A 16,077-nucleotide genomic window follows, 5' to 3' on the forward strand; every position below is an offset into this window, starting at 1 on the left:
ACCGCCATGTTCACGCCGCTGTTCGTGATCTCGCGGACCTCCGGCTGGGCTGCCCACATCGTCGAGCAGCGCATCGACAACAAGATCATCCGCCCCAGCGCCAACTACACCGGGCCGGAGAACCTGAAGTTCGTGCCGATCGGCAAGCGTAAATAAGCGGAAAATCGTCCTACCATGAAGCAAAACAGGCTTGACCGGGCCCGCCGCGATGCCCAATTGTGTAACCGATGGTAGGGGTACTACGCCCTGACTTTCAAATCGTAGAGAATAGCGGCGGACATGTGTCTGTCGGCCTCAGCCGGCAATCCACCGCCTTTGACCCAACTCCAGAAGGAACCCACAGAATGAAGCATCTTGTCCTCGCCGCCTGTATCGGCGCATTCACGCTGACCACCGCCGGCGTCGCGACGGCCCAGGATCCGGCCACGAAGGCTGCTCCCGCCAAGAAGGCTCCTGCCAAGAAGGCCCCGGCCAAGAAGGCGGCAACCACGGAAACCGCAGCCGTGCCGCATGGCGAAAAATGGCAGTGCGAACTGGGCCATGTCCTGTACATCGGCGGCAATATGCAGCGTGACGAAGTCATCACCGTGAACTGGGAGGGCAAGGAATACCGCCTGCCGCGCCTGTCCACCGTGACCGGCGCCGACCGCTATTTCGACGCCCGCTCCGGCCTGGACCTGGTCGTGATCCCGAGCAAGGCCATGCTGTTCAACAAGAACGCCGGCCAGCGCCTGGCCGATGAGTGCCAGACCGCGGACATGCAGGCTGGCGGCTCGGCGCCGACCCAGGCAGGCGCACTGCGTGCCCCGGTAGCCACCCCCCTGCTGGTCGCCCCGCCGGCCCCGGCAGCCGATGCCGCGCCGAAGCCGTAACCAGGTGACATAGCCGGGCATCGCCCGGCCATGTCCATGGGCACCAGGAAGCACAAATACCCGAGGGGACCCCATGTCTGCACACGTTCCAAACGTTCGTCCGGAACCTGACAAGGTATTGGTCGACATTGTCGACTACGTCACCCGCTATCAGATCGAGAGCGCGCTTGCCTACGACACGGCCCGCAACTGCCTGATCGATACCCTCGGCTGCGGCCTGGAAGCCCTGTCATACCCGGCCTGCACCAAGCTGATGGGCCCGATCGTGCCCGGCACGATGGTCCCCAACGGCGCCAAGGTGCCCGGCACGCAATTCCAGCTCGACCCGGTCCAGGCGGCCTTCAATATCGGAGCCATGATCCGCTGGCTCGATTTCAACGACACCTGGCTGGCCGCCGAATGGGGCCATCCCTCGGACAACCTCGGCGGCATCCTCGCCACCGCCGACTGGCTCTCGCGCAACAATGTGGCCGCCGGGCGCAAGCCGCTGACCATGAGGGACGTGCTCACCGGCATGATCAAGGCCCACGAGATCCAGGGCTGCATCGCGCTGGAAAACTCCTTCAACAAGGTCGGCCTGGACCACGTGGTGCTGGTCAAGGTGGCCTCCACCGCCGTCGTCGCGCAGATGCTGGGCCTGAGCCGCGACGAGATCATCAACGCCGTGTCCCTCGCCTGGGTCGATGGCCAGTCGCTGCGCACCTACCGCCACGCCCCCAACACCGGCAGCCGCAAAAGCTGGGCCGCGGGAGACGCCACCAGCCGCGCCGTGCGCCTGGCGCTGATCGCCAGGACCGGCGAGATGGGCTATCCCTCGGTACTCAGTGCCGGGGGCTGGGGCTTCTACGACGTGCTCTTCAAGGGCCAGCCCTTCAGGTTCCAGCGCCCGTACGGCTCCTACGTGATGGAGAACGTGCTATTCAAAATATCCTTTCCCGCTGAATTCCACTCGCAGACCGCAGTGGAAGCCGCCATGACCCTGAACGGCCAGTTGGCCGCCGCGGGCAAGACGGCAGCCGACGTCGGGAAGGTCACCATCCGCACCCATGAGGCCTGCATCCGCATCATCGACAAGAAAGGCCCGCTGGCCAACCCGGCCGACCGCGATCACTGCATCCAGTACATGGTGGCCGTGCCGCTGCTGTTCGGCCGCCTGACCGCGGAGGATTATGAAGACAAGGTCGCGGCGGACCCGCGCATCGACGCGCTGCGCGACAAGATCGTGTGCGTGGAGGACCCGCAGTTCACGGCCGACTACCACGATCCGGAAAAGCGCTCGATCGCCAATGCGCTGACCGTGGAACTGAGCGACGGCACGGTGCTCCCGGAAGTGGTGGTGGAATACCCGATCGGCCACAAGCGCCGCCGCGACGATGGCATCCCGTTGCTGGTGGAAAAGTTCAAGACCAACCTGGCGCGCCGCTTCCCGGCCAGGCAGCAGCAGGCCATCCTGGCCGTGTCGCTGGACCAGGCCCGCCTGGAAGCGATGCCGGTCAACGAGTACGTCGACCTGTACGTGATCTGAGCCGCGGAAAAAAACGGATGAACCGGGCCTGGCAGGCTGACGGGGCCCGCCGGCTTGCCCTAAAATCCACGCGGCGCGTACATTGGTAATGCCACGCAGCAGCAAAGCAGATCAGCAAGAATCCATCAGCAAGAAAAGCAAGAATGCACAACGCAAGCAGCAGGCAGTAGGCATGAACAACGGCGCCGTCACGGCGCCGGGCGCCGCGAGGCAGGCTTGTTTCACCGGCCGCCGGCGGCGAAACGCAGATTTACGAGTCCACAAGCTAGTCCGCACCATCCTTCGATTGGAGTAAGGCAATGCCCCACAATCTCAATAAGACTCTGAAAGAATTCAAGACCGGCCCGTCCGGCAAGGGTCAGTTCTATTCCTTGCCGCAACTGGGCAAGGCACTCGGCGTAGCGGTCGAGCGCCTGCCGGTATCGATTCGCATCGTGCTGGAATCGGTGCTGCGCAACTGCGACGGCAAGAAGGTCACTGAAGAACACGTCAGGCAGCTTGCCAACTGGAAGCCCGTCGCCGAGCGCGTCGACGAGATCCCCTTCGTCGTGGCGCGCGTGGTGCTGCAGGATTTCACCGGCGTGCCATTGCTGGCCGACCTGGCGGCCATGCGCAACGTGGCCGAGAAGATGGGCCAGAACCCGAAGAAGATCGAGCCCCTGGTGCCGGTGGACCTGGTGGTCGACCACTCCGTGCAGATCGACCACTTCCGCGAAAAGAATGCGCTGGACCTGAACATGAAACTGGAATTCCAGCGCAATAACGAGCGCTACCAGTTCATGAAGTGGGGCATGCAGGCCTTCGACACCTTCGGTGTGGTGCAGCCGGGCTTCGGCATCGTGCACCAGGTCAACCTGGAGTACCTGGCGCGCGGCGTGCACAAGAAGGACGGCGTGTACTACCCGGACACCCTGGTCGGCACCGACAGCCACACCACCATGATCAACGGCATCGGCGTAGTGGGCTGGGGCGTGGGCGGCATCGAGGCGGAAGCCGGCATGCTGGGCCAGCCGGTCTATTTCCTGACGCCCGACGTGGTCGGCGTGGAACTGAAGGGCCGCCTGCGCGAAGGCGTGACCGCGACCGACCTGGTGCTCACCATCACCGAAATGCTGCGCCGCGAGAAAGTGGTCGGCAAGTTCGTCGAGTTCTTCGGCGAAGGCACCGCCAGCCTGGCGCTGCCTGACCGCGCCACCATCGGCAACATGGCGCCGGAATAYGGCGCCACCATGGGCTTCTTCCCGGTTGACGAGAAGACCATCGACTATTTCAAGGGCACCGGCCGCACCGAAGAAGAAATCGCCGCCTTCGAAGGCTATTTCCGCGCCCAGAAGATGTTCGGCATCCCCAAGGCCGGGGAGATCGACTACACCAACGTGGTCACGCTGGACCTCGGCACCGTGGCCCCCTCGCTGGCCGGCCCGAAGCGCCCGCAGGACCGCATCGAGATCGGCAACGTCAAGTCCACCTTTGCCTCGCTGTTCGCCAAGCCGACCGCCGAGAACGGGTTCAACAAGGACATCGCCGAACTGGACAAGACCTACACCACGACGGACGGCGTCAACGTGAAGAGCGGCGATGTGCTGATCGCCGCCATCACGTCCTGCACCAATACCTCCAACCCGAGCGTGCTGCTGGCCGCTGGCCTGCTGGCCAAGAAGGCGGTGGAAGCCGGCCTCAAGGTTGCGCCGCACATCAAGACGTCGCTCGCCCCCGGCAGCCGCGTGGTCACGGAGTACCTGGAGGCCGCCGGCCTGCTGCCTTACCTGGAAAAGCTGGGTTTCGGCGTGACCGCCTACGGCTGCACCACCTGTATCGGCAACGCCGGCGACCTGACGCCGGAACTGAACGAGGCGATCACCAAGAATGACCTGATTGCGGCCGCCGTGCTGTCGGGCAACCGCAACTTCGAGGCACGCATCCACCCGAATATCCGCGCCAACTTCCTGGCCTCGCCGCCGCTGGTGGTGGCCTACGCCATCGCCGGCAACGTGACGCGCGACCTGATGACCGAGCCGGTGGGCACGGGCAAGGGCGGCCGCGAGATCTACCTTGGCGACATCTGGCCGACCTCGGAAGAAATCCATGCGCTGATGAAGTACGCCATGGACGCCAAGGTCTTCAAGGTCAACTACGAGCAGGTCAAGAAGCCGAGCAAGCTGTGGGCCAAGGTCAAGGGCACCAAGGGCCAGGTCTACGACTGGCCGAAGTCCACCTATATCGCCGAGCCGCCCTTCTTCGAAGGCTTCGGCATGGAACCGGCCGCGACCCAGACCAGCGTGCGCAATGCGCGCGCGCTCGGCGTCTTTGGCGACTCCGTGACCACCGACCACATCTCGCCGGCTGGTTCGATCAAGGAATCGTCGCCCGCGGGCAAGTACCTGCTGGCCAACGGCGTGCTCAAGGCGGACTTCAACAGCTACGGCTCGCGCCGCGGCAACCATGAGGTCATGATGCGCGGCACCTTTGCCAACGTGCGCATCAAGAACCTGATGCTGCCGGTCAAGGCCGATGGCTCGCGCGTGGAAGGCGGCGTCACGCTGCACCAGCCCACCGGCGACGAAATGTCGATCTACGACGCCGCCATGAAATACATCGCCGAAGGCACGCCCACCGTGGTGTTCGGCGGCGAAGAGTACGGCACCGGCTCGTCGCGCGACTGGGCCGCCAAGGGCACCCAGTTGCTTGGCGTGAAGGCCGTGATCACGCGCAGCTTCGAGCGCATCCACCGCTCCAACCTGGTCGGCATGGGCGTGCTGCCCCTGCAGTTCAAAGGCAGCGACAGCGTGCAGACGCTGGGCATCATCGGCAACGAGACGTTCGACATCGAAGGCATCGAAGGCGACCTGAAGCCGCAGCAGGACGTGACGCTGGTGATCAAGCGCGCCAATGGCGACGTGCAGCGCGTGCCGGTGCTGCTGCGCATCGACACCCCGATCGAAGTCGACTACTACAACCACGGCGGCATCCTGCCGTTCGTGCTGCGTCAGTTGCTGGCCGCCTGACCGGCTAGCCCGGGGCCCTCAGGGGCTTTGGGGCGACGCCGCTGGCCGTGCGCCTCTATGGAGGACATGGCCAGCGGCGTTTTTCTTTGCGGCGGCGTTTACCTGCCATAGCGCCCGGCGAGCCCGGCAGCCGGGCTAAAAGCGCAGCCACCACCGCTTGACCCAGGCTTACCCCAAGCATGCCCCCGTGTAAGTTCCACGCAAGCCTGCCCTGCCACACTCCGATGCATCAACAAGAACAAAGCATTGCGCAGGGCAGCCACGTCGGCCTGCCCGCCTCAAACGCACAGGAGACACCATGGCAAAGATTTTCATCGCATTCGTCGTCATCGCCGGCGCGGCACTCTATATGTTGTCCAAGGGCGGCGAGATTTCGATGGGCGGCGAGCAGCACGGCGTGGAAACCCACGCGCCGGAGACCCCGCAAGCGCCCGCGCAGAAGTAACAGCCCCGGCGCTTCGAGGCACCGCGCAAGCCTGTCCGGCATCACGCAGAACAGCCGCCCTGCACCTGGCGGCTTTTTTTGTCAACGCAGCGAGTAGAATACCGTTTTACCGAAAAACGGATGATTTCGACTTATGGCAGGTTTTCGCCCCAAGGCTTCCCAACGTCTTTCGCCTGACGCCGAGCGTCTGGTGGCCGATGCGCTCGCGCTCGATGCCTCGGGCAGCCGCATGGAGGATGGGTATTGGGAGCGGCGGCTCTCGCAACGCCTGGGCCGGCTCCTGAAAAACGGCAGCCAGTCCGCCCTCGACGCCGCGCTCGAACACCTGTTCAAGCACAACGCCGACGCCTCCGACGTGCTCGCCGAACAAGCCGAGACCCTGGCCGAGTCGGCCACCGTCGAAATCGACGGCGTCAGCTACGACGCCCTGCTGATCGCCGCCCCCATCCTGGCCCACACCCGCTACGCCATCCCGTCCGGCGCGCTCAAGCCCGAGCTGTCGCAGACCCTGGCGGTGCACATGCAGGCGCATGTGCTGGCGACCAATACCAAGATGGCGCTATCGCCCTACCTGTACAGCATCGACCAGTTGCCGCGCACGCACAGCGATACCTTTGCCCTGACCTACAAGCTGGTTTCGGCCGCCATGGCCGGCACCACGCCCAAGGTCGATCTGCGCGACCTGCCGGAGACCGCGCCGATCCTGGCCGATCCGCGCTACCTGCTGGCCGTGGTGGTGGCGCCGCACGAGCAGGCACTGTTCCGCTGGCAGGAGGACGCCAAGGAACACCATGCCGAGCGCACGGTGTGCCTGGAGCAATGGCGCACCCAGGTCCAGCCTTCGATCGCGCTGCTGATGCCCGGCTGCGAGTTCGAGCTGCTGCTGCCCGACGCCTTCTTCCTGTCCTGCCGCGAGTCCGACAAGAGCATCCGCCCGCTCACCGTGCGCGCCGCCGTCAACTACCTGTGCGGCACGCTGGACGTGCCCGCCGGCCAGATGGCCGCCGTGGTGGCGGCCTTCGGCGAGGAGGAAGTCGAGGAGTACCGCGTCGGCTTTACCATGCGCGGCGAGAAGGATGTGATCTACGGCATCGTCTGGCCGGTGTATGGCCGCGAGTCCGGCGAGATCGACGCCAGCGAGAAGGACAACCCGCTGGAGCAGATCTGCGAGGAACTGCGCAACGCGGGGGTCGAAGACATATTCCGTCACGCCGCGCTGTTCGACCCCGAGTATTGCGAAGACTGCGGCACGCCGCTCTACGCGGACCGCTCGGGTGAGATCGTGCACGCCGAACTGCCCGAAGACGCGCCCACGCAGCAGCCGCTGTTCCACTGAGCGTTACCCCACCCGCCTCACCGACGGCCCGCCTTGCGCGGGCCGTTTTGTTTCCCGGCTCCCGGTGTCAGGTTGCCGCGGGCTCGCTCACGCAGCGCCACAGCGCATGACCGGAGGCGGCGTACTTGCGCTCGAACGGCGTGATAGCCTCGGCCGGCCGCCAGGACTCGACCCGCGCCGGCCGGCCAACCAGCGCCAGCGCCTGGGCAAATTCATCGATATAGACCTRCCAGTTGCTGCGGCACTCCAGATAGTCTCCGCACGCAGCCAGCGCCGGGAACACCGCATGGCCCTGCCAGCGCCGCCCCAGGTGGCCGATCTTGGGCCAGGGGTTGGGATACAGCACGTAATGGCGCGCAATAGGGATGCGATCCGCCTGCAGCATCCGCCAGACATCGACCAGGTCGGCACGGGCCCAGGCGAAATTGGCCGGCATCGGCCCTTCCCACCAGTCCTTGCCGCCGGTCAGCCGTTTCTCCGACTGGTCCACGCCGATCACGAAATGACCGGGAAACGCCGTGGCCAGGCGCAAGGTGCTCTCCCCCACGCCGCAGCCTGCGTCGAGGATCAGCGGCGCGACGCCGGCCTGCTGCCATTGCTGCAGCGCAAGATCGAGCGCGCGCCGGCTGGGCTCGCCGATCGGCTTGCGAAAGGGCTCAGCCAGGTGGCGGGCGACACGCGCCGCGAGGTGGTCGTGGACATCGGCCTGGGCCGAGGTGATGGTGCGGGAGTTGGCGAACATGGGCGGGATTCTACCGGCTGCGGGCGGGCCCGGGGACAAGCAGGCGGCGCAAGCCATGGACATGTGCCACCCCTTGCTGGGAGCATAAGCATATGACGCCCGTATCGCACACCGATGTCGTTTTGGCGGCACAATGCGGGCAGCCGGGTGGAGATTCAGGCAAGCAAGCCGGAGCCGCCACCCCATCTGAGAACCCGCCGACGCCCTCCCCTCCCGAGGGCCGGCCCGTACGAGGAGCGCATCCCGATGCCCGCAACACGCCTTAGCCGCAGCCTTCCAGCCCGCACCGCGGATCGCCCTGCCGGCGCTCCGTCAAGCCCGCCTGACGTCCTTGCCGCCCTGATGCCGCGCCGCGCGATGCTGCAAGCCGGCGCCGCACTCGTGCTCGGCGGCGCCGCGCTGATGCTGCTGCCCGCCGGCGCGGCGCAGGCCGAAGACCTGCGCATCGGCCTGTCCGCCGACGTGACCTCGATGGACCCGCAGTGGAACAACGCCGGACCGAACAACGCCATCGCCCTGCACATCTTCGAGTCGCTGGTGTTCATGGACAAGAACGCCCGCTACATCCCGGGCCTGGCGCTGTCATGGAAGCCGGTCAACGCCATCACCTGGGAAATCAAGCTGCGCCCCAACGTGAAATGGCACGACGGGACGCCGTTCACCAGCGAAGACGTCAAGGCCTCGCTGGAGCGCCCGGACAAACTCACCAATAGCCCAGGCTCCTTCACCAGCTACACCAAGCCGATCGCGCGCATCGACACGCCCGACCCGCTCACCGTGCGCCTCACCATGAGCGTGCCCAACTACGCCAACCTGGCCAACGACCTCAACAGCGTGCCGATCATGCCGAAGAAGATCGCGGCCACGCTGACCCAGGCCGATTTCGATTCGGGCAAGGCGATGATCGGCACCGGCCCCTTCAAATTCGTGCGCTTCGCGCGCGGGCAGGAAATCGTGATGGCCAGGAACCCCGACTACTGGGGTCCCAAGGTCGATTGGGATCGGGCGATCTTCCGCATCATCACCGACAACGGCGCGCGCAGCGCGGCGCTGCTGTCCGGCGACGTGGACGTGATCGAAAGCGTGCCCTCCGCCGACGTGGCCAGGCTCAGGCAGAACCCCAAGTTCCGCATCGAGCAGCAGGTCTCGTGGCGCACCATCTTCTGGCAGATGGACCAGTCGCGCGACAACCCGCCCTTCGTCACCGACAAGGCCGGCAAGCCGCTCGGCAAGAACCCGTTCAAGGACGCACGCGTGCGCGCCGCGATCAGCAAGGCGCTGAACCGCGACGCCATCGTCGACCGCATCATGGAAGGGCTGGCCGTGCCGGCCTCCTCGATCGTCTCGCCGCAGATCTTTGGCCATCCCGGCACCAAGCCCGAGGCCTATGATCCCGAAGGCGCGAAGAAGCTGCTGGCCGCGGCGGGCTATCCGGATGGCTTTGGCCTGACGCTGCACGCGACCAATAACCGCTACCTGAACGATGCCGCGGTGGCGCAGGCTACCGCCAGCATGCTGACGCGCATCGGCATTCAGACCAAGGTGGAGACACTGCCGGTGGCCGCGTACTTCACGCGCGCGCGCCAGGGAGACTTTGCGTTCGAGATGCTGGGCTGGGGGTCGGCGGCGGCCGACGTGGCGCTGCGCTCGATCACCGGGACGCCGAATCCCAAGACGGGATACGGAACGTGGAACTGGGGCAAGTACAGCAATACGCAGCTTGACCTGCTGATTGAGAAATCGCTGACCACGGTGAGCAGCGACAAGTCGCGGGAGGAAAATGCGCGGATCGCGGCCAAGTTTGCGMTGGCGGATCATGCCATTGTTCCTTCCCATAGCCAGTTGGCGATGTGGGCGATGCGCAAGGATCTGAAGTATGAAGCGCGTACCGACGAATGGTCGCTCGCCCAGTTCTTCCACAAGCAGTAAGGCAGAGCGCCGAAGCGCTCCCTGCTTGCGGCGCCGGCGGCGAGGGCCGGCGCCGCAAGCGGCAAGCCAGCCGCCTCAGATCCGCAAACCGTCCTCCTGCCGCGCATTCGCCGCCCGCAGTTTCTTCACCCAGTCGCGCGCGGGCAGGCCGGTGCTGTCCTCCACCACCTTGGCGCGCGCTTCCAGCACATCCCACGACACATCGATCGCCGGGCCGTTGAAGGCCAGGGCAATGACATTGCCGTCGTGCACCTCTGGGAACACCAGCACGCGGTTATCGAAGGCTTCGCAGATCCGCACGATGTTTTTGGGAAAGCTGTCGTGGTCGCCGAACAGGTTGATGGTCATCACGCCCGGTGCTTTCAGCACGCGGCGGCAGGCCTTGTAGAAGGCTGTCGTGTCCAGGACCGGTCCGCGCGCGGTGGCGTCGTAGAGATCGACCTGCAGGACATCGAGAGCGCCGGTGTGGGCGCCGTCCATCACGTAGTCCCAGGCATCCTGCTCACGCACGCTAAGGCGCTCGTCGTCCTCGCGCAGGCCAAACATGCTGCGCCCGGCCACGATCACGGACGGATTCAGCTCCACCGCGGTAACGCGCGCTCGGCTGAACTGGCGATGGCAGAACTTGGTCAGCGCGGCCGCGCCCAGACCCAGTTGCGCCACGTGGAAATCCGGCGCCGACGGCGACAGGAACAGCAGCCACGCCATCATTTGCTGCGCGTACTCCAGCTCGATGGCATCGGGCTTGCGCAGGCGCATCGCGCCCTGCACCCATTCGGTACCGAAATGCAGGTAGCGCACGCCTTCCATTTCGGAGAACGTCACCGGCGCGAAGCGCGGCGTCATGCGCTTTTCCTCGCGCGGCGCCGCCTGCGCGCCGTCGCGGCTGCGCGTGCCGCGTGCGGGACGGCGCGAGGCCTCGGCTTCGATCGATTTGCGTTTGAGAAGAGTCATGGTGGTCAGGAAAAAACAAGTCGATGTGACGCCCGCATAGGCGGCACGTAATACGGCGGCGGGCGATGGCCCCGCGATGCGAAGGCCCGCGCCGGTTCGTTCAGCTCACGCTTTGCCGAGCGCGCTCTGGGCGCGCCGCAGCCATTCGCTGTTGTGCTCGCGGGCGTGGCGCGGCCAGTGCTTGCCGTCGTGCACGATCTCGGCGTACAGCGCCTGGGCGCGCTCGCGGTCGGCCGGCGTGCCCTGCGCCGTCAGCCAGTCGGCGAACAGGCAGCGCGCGGCGGCGTCGCTGGCGCAGGTGAGCGCCTGCTCGAATGCGGCGCGCGTGCCCGGCGCGTTCGAGGCGGCCAGCGCGCGCGCATACAACAAGGCGGGATCGGCTTGCTGGCGGCCCTGCGGCTGGGCGGCGAACAGGCGTTCCAGCGCTGCCACGGCGGCGGCATGGCCGCCGGTGGCGAACTGCGCGCGCGCCAGGCCCAGCAGCAGCGCCGGGTCGGTGGCAAACGGGCCGCTGGCGGCGGCCTCGTAGTGTTCCAGCGCGGCCTTGGGGTCGCCGGCATCCAGCAAGGCGGCGCCCAGGCGCATGCGATGATCGACGGTGGGCGCCCGGTCAAATGCGTCGCGCGCCTCGCGCACCGCGCGGTTGGGGTCGACCAGCTGGCCGATGGCGCGCGTGGCGGCCCGCGCACCGCGCGTCTGGCGCAGTCCGGGCAGGTAGATGGCGAAGAAATACACCACGCTGCCCAGCCCCGGGAAGGCAAACAGGATCAGCAGCCAGTACATGTTCTGCTGCGTGCGCACCGCATGCACGGCAAAGAACACCGCGACGATGACGTGAAAACCAATTCCTAGGTATGGCATTGTCGGTCTACCTGCATAACGTGGGACGGTGGCGTGCCACCGTGATTCATGGCCGCGATTGTGACAGAAGCGCCCGCCACAACTCCAGCTTCTGCGCGAAGTTGCGCGCCGCATGGGCGGGGCTGGACGATGGCAGCACTACCGTCTCATAGCCGGCCGCCGCGAACTGCTGCGCGAAGCGTCCCGAGGTGCCGCCGTTGAAGCCCACCCGCCGCAACTCTGGCGCCAGTGCCATCAGCCGCACGAAGTCGTTGGCCTGCGGGTGGCGGATATTGCTGTCCAGGCTGCCCTCGCGCACGCAGGCGCCGAGCACGTCCCACACGCCGATGCGGTGGGACAGCAGCCGCACCAGCCGCTCCGCGTAGGGCAGCTCCGCCAGCGGCTCGCCGGTCAGCGCCCCCAGGAGCGGCCAGAACTGGTTGCGCGGGTGGGCGTAATACTGCCGCGCCGCCAAAGAGGCGGCGCCGGGAAAACTGCCCAGCACCAGCACGCGGGTGTGCCGGTCGATGACCGGGGGCAGGCCTTGCTGGAGATCGGGAGGGAGAACCGGGAGGGATGCGGAGGAAGGAACTTGCATGGGGGGAGTGTACCGCGCGGGAACTGGCACGCCCGGTGGCGGACAAGCGCTTGCGCGACTTGCTGCCAGCGCCCGCCCCCCCTCTCCACCGGTGCGCGGGGGAAAGGGGAGCAAACCGCCGCTTGGGTTACGCCAGCAGCTTGTTGATGCGGTGCACGTAGGCCGACGGATCCTCGAGCGTGCCGCCCTCGGCCAGCAGGGCCTGGTCGAACAGCACATGCACGCGATCGCCGAAGGCTTCGTCCCTGGGGCCAGCTTCCGCCAGCGCGCGCAGCTTGCGCACCAGCGCGTGGTCCGGGTTCAGCTCCAGGATGGGCTGGGCGTCCGGCGCCTTCTGGCCCGCCTGCTTCAGCAGGCGTTGCAGGTAGCCGCTCATGTCGCCTTCGTCCGACACCAGGCAGGACGCGGACTCGGTCAGGCGCAGCGTCACGCGAACGTCCTTGGCCTTGCCTTCCAGCACGGTCTTGGCGCGTTCCAGCACGTCCTTCCAGTCGCCTTCCGCCTTTTCCTGCTCGGCCTTTTCATCGGCATCGGCCAGCGCGCCGAGTTCCAGGTCGCCACGTGCCACCGAGACCAGTTCCTTGCCATCGAACTCGCGCAGGAAGGACAGCATCCACTCGTCCACGCGGTCGGTGAGCAGCAGCACTTCGATGCCCTTCTTGCGGAACACTTCCAGGTGCGGGCTGGACTTGGCCGCGGACCAGCTGTCGGCCGTGACATAGTAGATCTTGTCCTGGCCTTCCTTCATGCGGCTCACGTAGGCGGCGAGCGCCACGCTCTGCTCGGCGGTGTCCTGCTGCGTGGAAGCAAAGCGCAGCAGCTTGGCGATGCGCTCCAGGTTGCCGGCGTCTTCGCCCAGGCCTTCCTTGAGTGCCTGGCCGAACTGCTGCCAGAAGGTGGTGTACTTGGCGCGTTCGGCTTCGTCGTCGCTGTCGGCCAGCGTTTCCAGCATCGACAGCACGCGCTTGGTGCAGCCTTCGCGGATGGCCTTGACGTCGCGGCTTTCCTGCAGCAATTCACGCGAGACGTTGAGCGGCAGGTCGGCCGAATCCACCACGCCCTTGACGAAGCGCAGGTAGGCCGGCAGCAGCTGGTCGGCGTCGTCCATGATGAAGACGCGCTTCACATAGAGCTTGAGGCCGCCCTTGTGGTTGCGGTCCCACAGGTCGAACGGCGCGCGCGCCGGCACGTACAGCAACTGCGTGTACTCGCTGCGGCCTTCGACGCGGTTGTGGGTGTAGGCCAGCGGCGCTTCGTTGTCGTGCGCGATGTGCTGGTAGAAGGTGGTGTACTGCTCTTCGGTGATGTCCGACTTGGAGCGGGTCCACAGCGCGCTTGCCTGGTTCACGCTTTCCCACTCGCCGGTGGCTTTGTAGGCGCTGGCCTCGGCATCCCACACTTCCTTGGGCATGCGGATCGGCAGCGAGATATGGTCGGAGTACTTCTGGATGATGCCCTTGAGCTTCCAGGCCGAGAGGAAATCGGCCTCGCCTTCGCGCAGGTGCAGCGTGATGGTGGAACCGCGCTCGGCGCGGTCGATGGCGTCCACGCTGAACTCGCCGTCGCCGGCGCTTTCCCAGCGTACGGCTTCGCTCGCGGGCAGGCCGGCGCGGCGGGTCTCCACCGTCACCTTGTCGGCCACGATAAAGGCCGAGTAGAAACCCACGCCGAACTGGCCGATCAGGGCGGCGTCCTTTTGCTGGTCGCCGGAGAGTTGCTGGAAGAATTCCTTGGTGCCCGAACGGGCGATGGTGCCGAGGTTGCGGATCGCCTCATCGCGGCTCATGCCGATACCGTTGTCGGTGATCTTCAGCGTGCGCGCCGCGGGATCGGCCTCGATGCGGATCGCCAGGTCGGCATCGTTCTCGAGCAGGGCCGGGTTGGCAATCGCCTCGAAGCGCAGCTTGTCGGTGGCGTCGGAAGCATTCGAAACCAGCTCGCGCAGGAAAATTTCCTTGTTGCTGTACAGCGAGTGGATCATCAGGTGCAGCAGTTGCTTCACTTCCGCCTGGAAGCTCATCGTCTCGTGCGGTGCGGTCATGGTTCTCCTCTTCAAACTTGGCTAACTTGGGAATCTGGGTCATGTGGCGGACCGGACCCGAAAGCTACCGGGTCCGGTCCGCGCGAACTTCTGGCAACGCCGGGCCGCCCCCTCCTGGTGCCGGCCCGGCATTACGCCAATGTCCGCAAACATAGGGGCGGCGGCGCCGTTTTCAAGATGCGGCGCGCAGGCGGCTGCGCCGCTAGCGCCGGTCCAGCTGGCGCGCCAGGAAGGCCAGCATATCGGGATCCTGGCTGCTGGCCACGTTGAAGCGCATCCAGCCCGAAGGCATCTGGGAGGGCGAAAACAGGCTGCCCGGCGCGAACAGGTAGCCTTCTTCGTGGCCGGCGGTGGCGATGGCGTTGGTGTCCCGCCCGGTGTCCGCCCACAGGTACATGCCGGCATGCTGCCCGGGAAACAGCGTCAAGCCTAGCCGTTCGATGGTACGGCGGGTGTCGTCGCGGGCGCGGTCGAGCCGGTTGCGCACCCGCTCCACATGCTTGCGGTAGTGGCCTTCCGTCAGCACCTTATAGAGCACTCGCTCGTTGATCTCCGGCGAGGCCAGCCCCGCCAGCAGCTTGCTGTCGGTCAGGCTGGCGGCCAGTTCGGAGTGCGCCGCGATAAAACCCACCCGCAGGTTGGCGGCCAGCGTCTTGGAGAAGCTGCCCAGGTAGATCACGCGGCGCAACTGGTCCAGGCTGGCCAGCCGGGTGGCGGCGTGGCCGGGCGGGCACAGGTCGCAATAGATGTCGTCCTCGACGATCAGCAGGTCATACTGCTCGGCCAGCCGCAGCAGCTGGAAGGCCTTGGCGGCCGACAGCGAGGTGCCGGTCGGGTTGTGCAGTACCGAGTTGATCACCATCAGGCGCGGCCGGCGCGCCTGCAGGATGCGCTCCAGTGCTTCCAGGTCGGGGCCTTCGGCGGTGTAGGGCATGCCGATCAGCTGGGCGCCCTGGGCGGCAAAGCGGCCGAACATGACGAACCAGGCCGGATCACCCACCAGTACGGCGTCGCCCGGACGCAGGTAGAGCCGGGCGATCAGGTCGAGTGCCTGGGTGATGCCGGAGGTCAGCACGATCTGGTCCGGGGTGGCGCCGATCTCCAGCTCGGCCAGGCGGTTGCGCAGTTGCTGGCGCAGGGGCAGGAAGCCCTGCGGCGTGCCGCTGGCCAGGAAATGGCTGCCCGGCTGGCGGCCCAGGCCGCGCAGCGCGCTGGCGATCAGCTCGCCGTCCAGCCAGTCGTTGGGCAGGAAGCCCATCCCCGGGGACTTATGCGGCTCGGTGGAGTGGAACATGCTGCGCAGCAGCCAGGTCACGTCGATATTGCGCGCGCCGGTAGCCACGGGCGCTACCGCCGCCACCTGCGGCGTGCGCTCGCGCACATAGAAGCCCGAGCCGCGACGCGATTCCAGGTAGCCCAGCGCCACCAGCCGCTCGTAGGCCTCGACCACGGTGAAGCGCGAGATGCCCTTTTCCTGCGCGAGCTGGCGGATCGAAGGCATCCGCATGCCGGCGCGGAACACCCGCTCGTCGATACGCATCCGCGCCCATTCGGTCAGTTGTTCCACCAGCGTCATCTGCACCGAGGGCACCGGGTCGGGCATGCGTTCGGTGGGGGGCGGCAGCACCAGGCGCAATGACCGCGCCTGTTCGCCGGCGCCGGAGACCGCGCCGTCGCGCTTGCCTGCCCCGGCTCCTTTATCCTTGTGCCCTGGCGCAATCGGGTCCCTGCTGTTCATGCCTTGCTCCCGCCACTGTACTGAGAATGTTCTGCATAACTGTATCGGTACT

13 protein-coding genes are annotated in these 16,077 nt (G+C 66.3%); 7 read left to right on the plus strand and 6 right to left on the minus strand.

The window, feature by feature from the left end; all coding sequences use genetic code 11:
- The 6 genes from AC1DN0_RS23290 to AC1DN0_RS23315 all read left to right on the plus strand — a co-directional run.
- The coding region (locus AC1DN0_RS23290; RefSeq protein WP_477146042.1) for a citrate/2-methylcitrate synthase at positions 1-156 on the plus strand (156 nt) is incomplete at its 5' end.
- Positions 157-344: 188 nt separating this feature from the next.
- Positions 345-872: a hypothetical protein gene (locus AC1DN0_RS23295; protein ID WP_441626784.1), complete on the plus strand. Its 528-nt coding sequence runs from the start codon at positions 345-347 to the stop codon at positions 870-872.
- 73 nt (positions 873-945) lie between these two features.
- Positions 946-2,397, plus strand: coding sequence for a bifunctional 2-methylcitrate dehydratase/aconitate hydratase (locus AC1DN0_RS23300; RefSeq protein ID WP_441626786.1), 1,452 nt, complete (start codon positions 946-948; stop codon positions 2,395-2,397).
- 299 nt (positions 2,398-2,696) lie between these two features.
- Entirely contained in the window at positions 2,697-5,402 is a 2,706-nt protein-coding gene (gene acnA / locus AC1DN0_RS23305; RefSeq protein WP_441626788.1) for an aconitate hydratase AcnA, read from the plus strand.
- Between the two features lie 298 nt (positions 5,403-5,700).
- Positions 5,701-5,847, plus strand: coding sequence for a hypothetical protein (locus AC1DN0_RS23310; RefSeq protein ID WP_441626790.1), 147 nt, complete (start codon positions 5,701-5,703; stop codon positions 5,845-5,847).
- A gap of 133 nt (positions 5,848-5,980) precedes the next feature.
- Positions 5,981-7,183 (plus strand): DUF2863 family protein, encoded by a 1,203-nt coding sequence (locus tag AC1DN0_RS23315; RefSeq protein ID WP_045237420.1) that lies wholly within the window; start codon positions 5,981-5,983, stop codon positions 7,181-7,183.
- Positions 7,184-7,250: 67 nt separating this feature from the next.
- Here AC1DN0_RS23315 and trmB read toward each other — a convergent pair whose 3' ends face one another.
- A complete protein-coding gene (gene trmB, locus AC1DN0_RS23320) occupies positions 7,251-7,925 on the minus strand; it encodes a tRNA (guanine(46)-N(7))-methyltransferase TrmB (RefSeq protein ID WP_477146039.1) in 675 nt (224 codons plus the stop codon).
- A gap of 342 nt (positions 7,926-8,267) precedes the next feature.
- On the opposite strand from trmB, the gene AC1DN0_RS23325 reads away from it, so the two are divergent.
- On the plus strand, positions 8,268-9,854 hold the full coding sequence (locus AC1DN0_RS23325; protein ID WP_477146043.1) for an ABC transporter substrate-binding protein: 1,587 nt from the start codon (positions 8,268-8,270) through the stop codon (positions 9,852-9,854).
- A 75-nt stretch (positions 9,855-9,929) separates the two neighbouring features.
- Here AC1DN0_RS23325 and AC1DN0_RS23330 read toward each other — a convergent pair whose 3' ends face one another.
- From AC1DN0_RS23330 to AC1DN0_RS23350, 5 genes are all read right to left on the minus strand, one after another.
- Positions 9,930-10,808, minus strand: coding sequence for a class I SAM-dependent methyltransferase (locus tag AC1DN0_RS23330; RefSeq protein WP_045237422.1), 879 nt, complete (start codon positions 10,806-10,808; stop codon positions 9,930-9,932).
- Between the two features lie 105 nt (positions 10,809-10,913).
- Positions 10,914-11,669 carry a tetratricopeptide repeat protein gene (locus AC1DN0_RS23335; RefSeq protein ID WP_045237423.1) on the minus strand — a complete coding sequence of 252 codons (756 nt, stop codon included), beginning with the start codon at positions 11,667-11,669 and terminating at the stop codon, positions 10,914-10,916.
- 46 nt (positions 11,670-11,715) lie between these two features.
- On the minus strand, positions 11,716-12,246 hold the full coding sequence (locus AC1DN0_RS23340; RefSeq protein ID WP_441626795.1) for a DNA-deoxyinosine glycosylase: 531 nt from the start codon (positions 12,244-12,246) through the stop codon (positions 11,716-11,718).
- Positions 12,247-12,373: 127 nt separating this feature from the next.
- The gene (htpG, locus tag AC1DN0_RS23345; protein ID WP_441626797.1) at positions 12,374-14,287 is read right to left on the minus strand and encodes a molecular chaperone HtpG; all 1,914 of its coding nucleotides are present in this window, start codon (positions 14,285-14,287) and stop codon (positions 12,374-12,376) included.
- Between the two features lie 202 nt (positions 14,288-14,489).
- Positions 14,490-16,025, minus strand: coding sequence for an aminotransferase-like domain-containing protein (locus AC1DN0_RS23350; protein ID WP_441626799.1), 1,536 nt, complete (start codon positions 16,023-16,025; stop codon positions 14,490-14,492).
- Between the last annotated feature and the right edge of the window lie 52 nt (positions 16,026-16,077).

Source organism: Cupriavidus sp. 05N39 (assembly GCF_056397325.1).